Raw genomic sequence first — 9539 nt, forward strand, 5'->3', positions numbered from 1 at the left:
CACCCGAAGCGGTTGAACATCATCAATGTCGGTGCCCCTCCCTACCCTGGCTTACGTGGCTGGATAGCGAGCGGTGGGAGGCGAGAGCGATGCGGAGGTTCGCGCAGGAGTTCAGGATCCTCGGAGGCATGGAGGCCTGCTGGCGCGTGTACCGGGATCTGCGTCTTCGCCGCAGTGACATCCGCCAGACCTCCGCCGTGGCGGGCGCACGGAAGCTGGACCTCCGGGTGGGCGGCGGTCCCCTCTACGAGGTGGACGTGACCGACACGGTCACCGGGGATGTGTTCAGCGGAGTCGGGTACTCCCCGGTGGATGCCACCCGGAACGCCTGGTACGGAGCCGTCGTCAGTCGACCGAAGGCGAGGGGGTGCCGCAGTTGATCGGACCCGATTAGCCTCGCAGGTATGGACCGTAGCGTTCGCGCGGATTCCGCACCGGTGCGGATGGTGGTGGCGAGCCTGTGCCGGTATCCGGTGAAGTCGATGCTCGGCGAGTCGGTGCCCACCGTGCACATCGGCCCGAGCGGCGCCGAGGGTGATCGTCGGCTGGCCCTGGTCGACGACGAGACCGGGCATGTCGCCAGCGCCAAACAGCCGCGCAAGTGGGCGGGGCTGCTCCGGATGACCGCTCGCGCGAACGCCGGCCAGGTCGTCATCCAGACCCCCGACGGCACCGACGTTGCCGCCGACGCCCCGGAGGTTCACGACCTGCTCTCCGGGCTGACCGGGCGCTCGGTGAAGCTGACCGATCACCGGCGGCGCGGTGCCACGCTGGAGCGCTCGGACCCGGAGCGACTGCTGGCCCTGGGCCTCGACGCCGACGTCGACACCCCGGTCATCGAGATCGCCCGCTCGACCCCCGGCGACACCTTCCACGACGTCGCCCCGGTGCACGCGATCACCACAGCGACCCTGGAGCGGGTCGGCGCCGAGGCGCTGCGGTACCGGCCGAACCTGGTGCTGCAGACCCCGCCCGGCTACCCGCCGTACGCGGAGAACGACTGGGTCGGCGGCGAACTCGTCATCGGCGACCTCCGATTGCGCGTGCTCAAACCAACGCATCGCTGCGTGGTGCCGACACTGGAACACGGCCGGTTGCCCAAGGCGTCGCATGCGCTGCGAACCCTGACCGTCGAGAACCGCGTGGCGGCAACGGATTCGCGACTGCTGCCGTGCGCCGGGGTGTACCTCGAAGTGCTCAGCCCGGGCACGGTCAGCGTGGGCGATCCGGCGATTCTGCTCTGATGTCCGGCGCGGCCGACCGAAAGCGTCCTACGCTGGAAGAGTGATCGAAGCTGTACTGCCGTGGGCGGTTCCGATCGTCGCGATCCTGATCATCGTGGCGGTCCTGATCGCACTCTCGGCACATTTCAACCACGACTGACCCCGGACGTGGACCAAGCGGTATCGATGCCGGACCCCGGCCAATCGACGGTGACGGCCGGGATTCAGTCGCTGCCGAACCAGGGCGCCCCGGTCACCAACTGCCCGGTGTCCCCGGCGCCACCGGAACGCCTTCCCAGTTGCACGGCCGCCAGGTCAGCGCCGCCACGATGGCGCACTCGGTCGGCGCGGGCACTCCTACGGGCAGACAGGCCGGCGCACCGGGCGCACCGCAGTTCGTCGGCCCCGGGTAGTACGGGTCCGCCTGCGAGATACCCGCGCCAGATGTGACCAAACAGATGAGCGTGGCAATCGTCAGAAAATATTTTCTCATGATATTATTCACCGCCCTCGACGTCGTTGCCGCCTCAAGATTACGACCGCACGCAGGCACATGTCGATGATTGTGGGACAATTTCCCACTTACGTCGGCGTCAATTCCGGACCGGTGGCCGATCGGTGCGAGAGCCGGGCCCGCCCTACTGCTCGCTGAGCATCCGGGCGGTGTTGACCAGACCGACCATCGAGAACGCCTGCGGGGTGTTGCCGACTTGGCGGTCCCCAACGGTGTCGTACTCCTCGCTGAGCAGCCCGACGTCGTTGCGCAGCCCCAGCAACCGCTGGAACAGCGCCCGCGCCTCGGCGCCGCGGCCGATGCCGTGCAGCGCGTCGGCGAGCCAGAACGTGCACACCAGGAACGCCCCCTCGGTGCCGGGCAGACCGTCGACCGCGCCCTTGGCGGTGGCATAGCGGTTGAGGAAGCCGTCGCTGGACAGCTCGCGCTGCACGGCGTCGACGGTGCCGACCACCCGCTCGTCGTTCCACGGCAGGAACCCCACCCGCGGGATCAGCAGCAGCGCCGAGTCCAGGCCGGGTGACCCGTAGGACTGGGTGAACGTGCGCCGGTCGGCGTCGTAGCCGTTCTGGCACACGTCGGCATGGATGTCGGCGGCGAGCGCTCGCCACCGATCGGCCGGTCCCTGTCGGCCGTGCACCTCGACCGCGCGGATCGCCCTGTCCACCCCGGCCCAGGCCATCACCTTGGAGTGCACGAAATGCCGCTGCGGGCCGCGGACCTCCCACAGGCTGGCGTCGGGTTTGTCCCAGTTGCCCTCGAGGAAGTCCATCAGCGCGCATTGGATGTCCCAGGCGGTGTCCTCGCAGTGCAGCCCGGAGTCGAGCACCAGGTTCAGCCCGGCGAGCACCTCACCCCAGACGTCGAGTTGGAACTGTCCGGCGGCCTCGTTGCCGAGCCGCACCGGTGCTGACCCGGCGTAGCCGGACAGCCAGTCCAGCGTCTGCTCCGGCAGCCGGCGGGTGCCGTCCAGGCCGTACATGATCTGCAGCTTCGCCGGGTCGCCGGCGACGGCACGCACCAGCCATTCCCGCCAGGCCTTCGCCTCGCTGACGTAGCCGGTGCCGAGCAGCGCCTGCAGGGTGAACGTCGCGTCCCGCAACCAGCAGTACCGGTAGTCCCAGTTGCGTACGCCGCCAATGTCTTCCGGCAGGGAGGTGGTGGCGGCCGCGACGATCCCGCCGGTCGGCGCGTAGGTCAGCGCCTTGAGCGTGATCACCGCCCGACGGACTTCGGCCTCCCATTCGCCGCGGTAGGTGCAGTGGCTGATCCAATTCGTCCAGAACGACTCGGTTTTGACCAGCGCCTGCTGCGCCTCGGCACGCACCGCCTCGGGAACCAGGTGCGACGCCGAATGGGTGAGGACGAACGGCACCACCTCCCCGGCGGCGACGTCGAACTCGGCGACGGTTGAGAAGTGGTCGCCTCGGATGTTCACCGGGGTGGTCAGGCAGACGGTGTCCGGGCCGGCGACCGCGATCAGCCCGTAGTCGCTGCGCCTGATCCAGGGCACGATGCTGCCGTAGTCGAACCGGATCACCAGATCCATCCGCATCGAAACCCGGCCTGAGAGTCCCTCCACGATCCGGATCACGTCGGCGCCGCGGTCGCGGGGCGGCATGAAGTCGGTGATGCGGACCGATCCGCCCGGGGTGTCCCATTCGCTGTCGACGATCAGGGTGTCGCCGCGGTAGCTGCGCCGGGTGGCCTGACCCCCGTCGGCCGGTGCGATCCGCCAGTAACCGGCCGACTCGTCGTGCAGCAGTGCGGCAAAGCACGCCGGCGAGTCGAAGCGTGGCAGGCAGAGCCAGTCGATGCTGCCGTCCCGGCCGACCAGTGCTGCGGTGTGCAGATCACCGAGCAGTGCGTAGTCCTCGATGCGCTCCGACGCCATGACGCACCTGGCCTTAGAGGCGGTCCTTGACCGCGGTCGACAGTCGGGCGCCGTCGGCCTTGCCGTCGGCGATCGCGGTGGCGGCCTTCATGACCAGGCCCATGTGCTTGGTGTGCGGCCGCTCGCCGAGTTCCTCGGCCACCTGGGCGATCGCGGTGTCGACGACGTCGGCCAGTTCCGCCTCGGTGAGCGGGGTGGGTAGGTATTCGTCGATGATCCGGGCCTCGGCGTGCTCCTCGGCGGCCAGCTCGCCGCGGCCGTTCTCGGTGTAGATCTCGGCGGCGTCGGCGCGTTTGCGTGCCTCGCGGGCCAGGACTTTGAGCACGTCCTCGTCGGTGAGTTCACGGGCCTGCTTGCCGGAGACCTCCTCGGCCTGGATCGCGGCCAGCAGCATCCGCAGGGTCGCGGTGCGCAGTTTGTCCTGGGCCTTCATCGCCTCGGTCAGGTCCGCCCGCAACTGAGATTTGAGTTCCGCCATGCCGCCTAACGCTACGCTCAGCCCATGATCGAAACCGTCAGCGGCCCGGCGTGGTGAACGCATGGTGAATCCGCCCCCGCCCGGCTACCCGGAGCCCGGTTATCCCCCGCCCGGCTACAACCCACCGCCCCCGGGCTACGGCCCACCACCGGGATACCCACCGCCCGGATACGGGCCACCCCCACCGGGATACGGACCGCCGCCGCCGGGCTATGGCCCACCGCCCCCCGGCTACGGCCCACCGCCTCCCGGCTATGGCCCGCCGCCTCCCGGCTACGGGCCGCCACCTCCGGGCTACGGACCGCCACCCGGCTACAACCCACCGCCGCCGGCGGCGTACCCACCGCCCCCGGGGTACGGTCCCCCGCCCGGCTACGGTCCACCGCCTCCCCCGGGATACGGCCCACCGCCGGGTTACCCGGCACCGGAGGTGCGACCCGGGGTCATTCCGCTGCGCCCGCTCACGCTGAGCGACCTCTACAACGGCGCCGTCGGTTACATCCGGGCCAACCCGAAGGTCACGCTCGGACTGACCGCGATCGTCGTGGTGGCGACCGCGGTCATCGATCTGGTCCTAATGTTCGGCCTGGCCGCCGCGGCCGGGGAGGTCGGCGCGGGCGTGGCGGGGGTGAGTTCGATCGCCGTCAACGCAGTGAGCAACGTCCTGCTGATCGGCATCCTCACGATCGTCGTGGGACGCGCGGTTTTCGGGTCGACGATCACCTTCGGTGAGGCGTGGGATCTGGTCCGGCCGCGCTTTCTCCCACTGCTCGGGTTGACCGCGCTGCTGGCTGGGGTCGCCGCAGTCGTCTTCGGCGTGATTTTCATGGTCGCCATGGGCTTGGGTGCTGCCGCAGGCACTCCCGCCTCCGTGCTGGTAGCCATACCACTGTTCCTCGCAGTGGGCGTGGCACTCGCGTACGGCTATACCGTGCTGTGCTTCGCGCCGGCGATCGTCGTGCTGGAGCGGCAACCGGTAGTCGCCGCGATGCGCAGGTCATTTACGCTGGCGCGCAACGACTTCTGGCGGATATTCGGGATTCTGCTGCTGACCGGGCTGATCGCCGCCCTGATCAGCATGGCGATCGGCTTCCCGTTCGGCATCGCCGACATCGCAGTGAACGGTGTCCCGCGCGCCGGTGCGGCGCCCGGCGGGCTGGGGCTGTTCAGCGCCATCGGGGGGATGGTCAGCCGGATCATCGTGCTGCCGTTCACCGCCGGTGTGACCGTGCTGCTCTACGCCGACCGCCGGATCCGGGCCGAAGGCTTCGACCTGGTGCTGCGAACCGGCGCCGCCGGGGCGCCGCAGTACGGCGCCTCGACGGACGGCCTGTGGCTGACCCCGCCGCCGAGGTGAGGGCCGCCGGCAGTGCCGACCATCGAGATTGACCGGGACACCGCTCGCGAGGCCGCCGAACGTGAACTCGCCAAGCCGATCTACCCGCGGCCGTCGCTGCGGGAGCAGTTGATCGACTTCGTCGAGACGCTGCTGCAGCGGCTGGTGGCCAAGGGCGCGACGGTGCCCGGCGGCTGGTTCACGATCAGCGTCCTGGTGCTCCTGACCGTCGTCGCCGTGGTGGCGGCGGTCAGGATCAGCCGGCGCACACTGGGTGGCGGGCACGGTGAACCGGCACTGTTCGGCGCGGCCAAAGCCAGTGCCGCAGAACATCGAACGGTCGCGCAGCGCTGCGCGGCGGCGGGTGACTGGGCGGGTGCGATCCGTCATCGGCTGCGGGCGGTGGCCCGCGAACTGGAACAGGCCGGGGTGGTCGACGCCGCACCGGGGCGCACCGCCACCGAACTGGCCCGCACCGCCGGTGCGGCGCTGCCTGCCCTGGCCGACGATCTGACCCGGGCGGCGCAGACCTTCAACGACGTCAGCTACGGCGAACTGCCGGCCACCGAGCCCGGCTACCGGCTGATCGCCGACCTGGACGAGACGCTACGGCGTGATGCGGTGCCGGCATGAGGACCCAGCATCGGTCCCGGTACTGGATCGCCCTGGGAATCGCTGCGATCGTGGCGGTTTCGCTGCTGACCGTCTTCCTGACGGCGCCCCGGCCGGGTGGCCGGATGGACCCGAACGCCACCGCACCGCAGGGCGCGCACGCGCTGGTGACGCTGCTGCGGGAGCGCGGGGTGGACGTCACCGTCGCCGACACCCTCACCGACGTCGAGCGCAGCGCCCGCGCCGACTCGCTGCTGCTGGTCGCCGAGACGCGACGTATCGGGGGCGACGAACTGGACCGGCTGGCCGGTGTCCCGGGTGATCTGCTGCTGGTGGCACCCGACGCGCGGGCTCGTCAGACGCTGGCCCCGGCGGTCCGGGACCGGGGGCCGCGACTGTTCGCCGACGACCCGGACTGCGACCTTCGCGAAGCGCGACTCGCCGGCCCGACGGATCTGCAGGCCGCCTCGACTTATGTTGCGGCCGGGGCGGAGTCGCTGCGCAGCTGCTACGACGGTGCTCTGGTGCGCTACCGGGACGGCGCCCGCACCGTCACCGTGGTCGGCAGCACCTCGTTCATGACGAACGCCGACCTGGCCCACGCCGGCAATACCGCGCTGGCCCTCAACCTGGCCGGCGCCCGGTCGCACCTGGTGTGGTTCGCGCCGCAACACCTCACCGCCGGGGCCACCGGTACCGCAACGCTTTTCGACCTGATCCCGAAGAACATCAGCTGGCTGTTCTGGCAGCTGTGCCTGGCGCTGGCGTGCGCGGCGCTGTGGCAGGGCCGCCGACTCGGGCCGCTGGTCGCCGAGTCGCTGCCGGTGGTGGTGCGCGCCTCGGAGACCGTGGAGGGACTCGGCCGGCTCTACCGGGCGCACCGCGCCGCCGATCGCGCCGGCGCCGCCCTGCGCGCCGCGGCGCTGCGACGGATCACCCCGCGACTCGGGCTGGGCCCCGCAGCGGATCCGTCGGCCGTGGCCGCGGCCGTCGGCCGGCGGGTCGGCGCCCACCCGGATTGGGTGCGGCATGTGCTCTTCGGTTCGGAGCCGCAGTCCGACACCGACCTGGTCCGGTTGGCCCGGGTCCTCGACGACATCGAAAGGAAGGTCACCCACTCGTGACACAGACTCCCGCACCGGCGGCGGCCGAAGCGGCCCGCGAGGCACTGCTGGCGCTGCGCACCGAGGTGGCCAAGGTGGTGGTCGGCCAGGATTCCGTGGTCAGCGGGCTGGTGGTGGCGTTGCTCTGCCGCGGCCATGTGCTGCTCGAGGGCGTGCCGGGGGTGGCGAAGACGCTGCTGGTCCGCACGCTGGGCGCGGCGCTGCGCCTGGACACGAAACGGGTCCAGTTCACCCCGGACCTGATGCCGGGTGACATCACCGGCTCACTGGTCTACGACGCACACACCGCCGAATTCGCGTTCCGGCCCGGTCCGGTCTTCACCAATCTGCTGCTCGCCGACGAGATCAACCGCACGCCGCCGAAAACCCAAGCGGCGCTGCTGGAGTCGATGGAGGAGCGGCAGGTCAGCGTCGACGGGCAGGCCCGGTTGCTGCCGGACCCGTTCATCGTCGCCGCCACGCAGAACCCGATCGAGTACGAGGGCACCTACCGGCTGCCGGAGGCTCAGCTGGACCGCTTCCTGCTCAAGCTGACGGTGCCGCTGCCACCGCGCGCCGCCGAGATCGAAATCCTCTCCCGGCACGCCCACGGCTTCGACCCGCGGGACCTGTCGGCGGTCACCGCGGTGGCCGGGGCCGAGGACCTGGCCGCCGGCCGGGCGGCGGTGGCCGAGGTGCTGGCCACCGATCAGGTGCTGGGCTACATCGTCGACGTGGTGGCCGCCACCCGGCAGTCGCCGGCCCTGCAGCTCGGTGTCTCGCCGCGTGGCGCGGCGGCGCTGCTGGCCACGGCCCGGTCCTGGGCGTGGCTGTCCGGTCGCGGTTACGTGGCTCCCGACGACGTTCAGGCGATGGCGCGGTCGACGCTGCGGCACCGGCTGGTGCTGCGGGCGGAGGCCGAACTCGAAGGTGCCAGCGCCGACGGCGTGCTCGACGGCATCCTGGCCTCGGTTCCGGTGCCGCGCTAGTGGTTCTGACCGGCCGCACCGCGCTGATCGCGCTGATCGGCGCCGTGCCCGTCGCCGTGGCGCCGTGGCCGGCGGCCGCGTTCGCGGTGCTGTCGGCCGCACTCGCGATCGCAGTCACTGTCGACGTGGCATTGGCCGCCGATCCGCGTGCGCTGCGACTGACCCGGTCGCCGGACACCTCGGTGCGGCTCGGCGAGCCGGTGTGGACCACGCTGACCGTGGTCAACACCGGCGGCCGGCGGTTCCGCGGCCGGCTGCGCGACGCCTGGCCACCCAGCGCGCGGGCCGCGCCGCGGTCCGTCCCGGTCGATCTCGGCGCCGGCGGCGAACACGTGGCCCACACCGAGCTGCGCCCGACCCGGCGCGGCGACCAGTGCGCCGCGGCGGTGACCACGCGGTCGATCGGCCCGCTGGGGCTGGCCGGGCGGCAGCGCTCCACCGGTGTTCCCGGGCAGATCCGGGTGCTGCCGCCGTTCCTGTCCCGGCGGCACCTGCCGGCGCGGCTGGCCCGGCTGCGGGAGATCGACGGCAGCCTGCCGGCGCTGGTCCGCGGCCAGGGCAGCGAGTTCGACTCGCTGCGGGAGTACGTGGCCGGCGACGACGTCCGGTCGATCGACTGGCGGGCCACCGCCCGACGGGGCGACGTGGTGGTGCGGACCTGGCGGCCGGAGCGCGACCGGCGGGTGGTGATCGTGCTGGACACCGGGCGGACCGCGGCCGGGCGGATCGGCGTCGACCCGACCGCGGCCGACCCGGCCGGCTGGCCACGGCTGGACTGGTCGATGGACGCCGCGCTGCTGCTGGCGGCGCTGGCGCTGCGCGCCGGCGACCACGTCGATCTACTGGCCCACGATCAGGTGATGCGCGCCGGTGTCTTCGGTGCGACCCGCAGCCGGGTGCTCGCGCAGCTGGTCGACGCGATGGCGCCGCTGCAGCCGGCGCTGGTGGAATCCGACGCGGCCGCGACGGTGGCGGCCATCGAGCGCCGGGCACCGCGGCAGTCACTCGTGGTGCTGCTGACCGATCTCAACGCCACCGCACTCGACGCCGGCCTGCTGCCGGTGCTGCCCACCCTGACCGCGGGACATCAGGTCGTCATCGCCGCGGTCGCCGATCCGCGGGTGCAGCGGTTGGCGGCGGGCCGCGACGACGTCGCCGCGGTGTACGACGCGGCCGCCGCCGAGCGGGCCCGCAACGACCGGCAGGCGGTCGCGGGGCGGCTGCGGCGGGCCGGGGTGGAAGTCGTCGACGCCCCGCCGGAGGAGTTGGCGCCGGCGCTGGCCGACCGCTACCTGGCGATGAAGGCCACCGGCCGGCTCTGACTCCCGGCCGGCCCTACCCCCTGTCCGCGACCGTGCAGAATTCACCGGGCCGACCGGGCTGTTGCGGA

Annotated in this window: 10 protein-coding genes; 7 read left to right on the forward strand and 3 right to left on the reverse strand. The window is 71.7% G+C overall.

Going from position 1 to position 9539, the window contains the following annotated elements; all coding sequences use genetic code 11:
• Positions 1-380: hypothetical protein (locus KIH27_RS21610; protein ID WP_214095013.1), on the forward strand; the 380-nt coding region annotated here is incomplete at its 5' end.
• Positions 381-404: 24 nt separating this feature from the next.
• On the forward strand, positions 405-1244 hold the full coding sequence (locus KIH27_RS21615; protein ID WP_214095014.1) for an MOSC domain-containing protein: 840 nt from the start codon (positions 405-407) through the stop codon (positions 1242-1244).
• A 232-nt stretch (positions 1245-1476) separates the two neighbouring features.
• Here the strand turns inward: KIH27_RS21615 and KIH27_RS21620 are convergent, their stop codons facing one another.
• The 3 genes from KIH27_RS21620 to KIH27_RS21630 all read right to left on the reverse strand — a co-directional run bounded on the left by KIH27_RS21620 (position 1477) and on the right by KIH27_RS21630 (position 4109).
• A complete protein-coding gene (locus KIH27_RS21620) occupies positions 1477-1677 on the reverse strand; it encodes a hypothetical protein (protein WP_214095015.1) in 201 nt (66 codons plus the stop codon).
• Positions 1678-1861: 184 nt separating this feature from the next.
• Positions 1862-3631 carry a glycoside hydrolase family 15 protein gene (locus tag KIH27_RS21625; protein ID WP_214095016.1) on the reverse strand — a complete coding sequence of 590 codons (1770 nt, stop codon included), beginning with the start codon at positions 3629-3631 and terminating at the stop codon, positions 1862-1864.
• A gap of 13 nt (positions 3632-3644) precedes the next feature.
• Positions 3645-4109 (reverse strand): GatB/YqeY domain-containing protein, encoded by a 465-nt coding sequence (locus KIH27_RS21630; protein ID WP_214095017.1) that lies wholly within the window; start codon positions 4107-4109, stop codon positions 3645-3647.
• Positions 4110-4170: 61 nt separating this feature from the next.
• Here KIH27_RS21630 and KIH27_RS21635 point away from each other — a divergent pair, with 61 nt between their 5' ends.
• From KIH27_RS21635 to KIH27_RS21655, 5 genes are read left to right on the forward strand one after another with little or no spacing between them, the layout of a single operon-like run.
• Positions 4171-5466, forward strand: coding sequence for a DUF7847 domain-containing protein (locus tag KIH27_RS21635; RefSeq protein WP_214095018.1), 1296 nt, complete (start codon positions 4171-4173; stop codon positions 5464-5466).
• A 12-nt stretch (positions 5467-5478) separates the two neighbouring features.
• Positions 5479-6078: a DUF4129 domain-containing protein gene (locus tag KIH27_RS21640; protein ID WP_214095019.1), complete on the forward strand. Its 600-nt coding sequence runs from the start codon at positions 5479-5481 to the stop codon at positions 6076-6078.
• A complete protein-coding gene (locus KIH27_RS21645) occupies positions 6075-7181 on the forward strand; it encodes a DUF4350 domain-containing protein (protein ID WP_214095020.1) in 1107 nt (368 codons plus the stop codon). The genes KIH27_RS21640 and KIH27_RS21645 overlap by 4 nt, the downstream gene beginning before the upstream one ends.
• Complete coding sequence (locus tag KIH27_RS21650) at positions 7178-8149, forward strand: AAA family ATPase (protein ID WP_307856974.1); 972 nt, start codon at positions 7178-7180, stop codon at positions 8147-8149. The genes KIH27_RS21645 and KIH27_RS21650 overlap by 4 nt, the downstream gene beginning before the upstream one ends.
• Entirely contained in the window at positions 8149-9471 is a 1323-nt protein-coding gene (locus KIH27_RS21655) for a DUF58 domain-containing protein (protein WP_214095022.1), read from the forward strand. The genes KIH27_RS21650 and KIH27_RS21655 overlap by 1 nt, the downstream gene beginning before the upstream one ends.
• Positions 9472-9539: the final 68 nt, after the last annotated feature.

Origin of the sequence: Mycolicibacter acidiphilus, from assembly GCF_018455725.1 — a bacterium.
Taxonomy (GTDB): domain Bacteria; phylum Actinomycetota; class Actinomycetes; order Mycobacteriales; family Mycobacteriaceae; genus Mycobacterium; species Mycobacterium acidiphilum.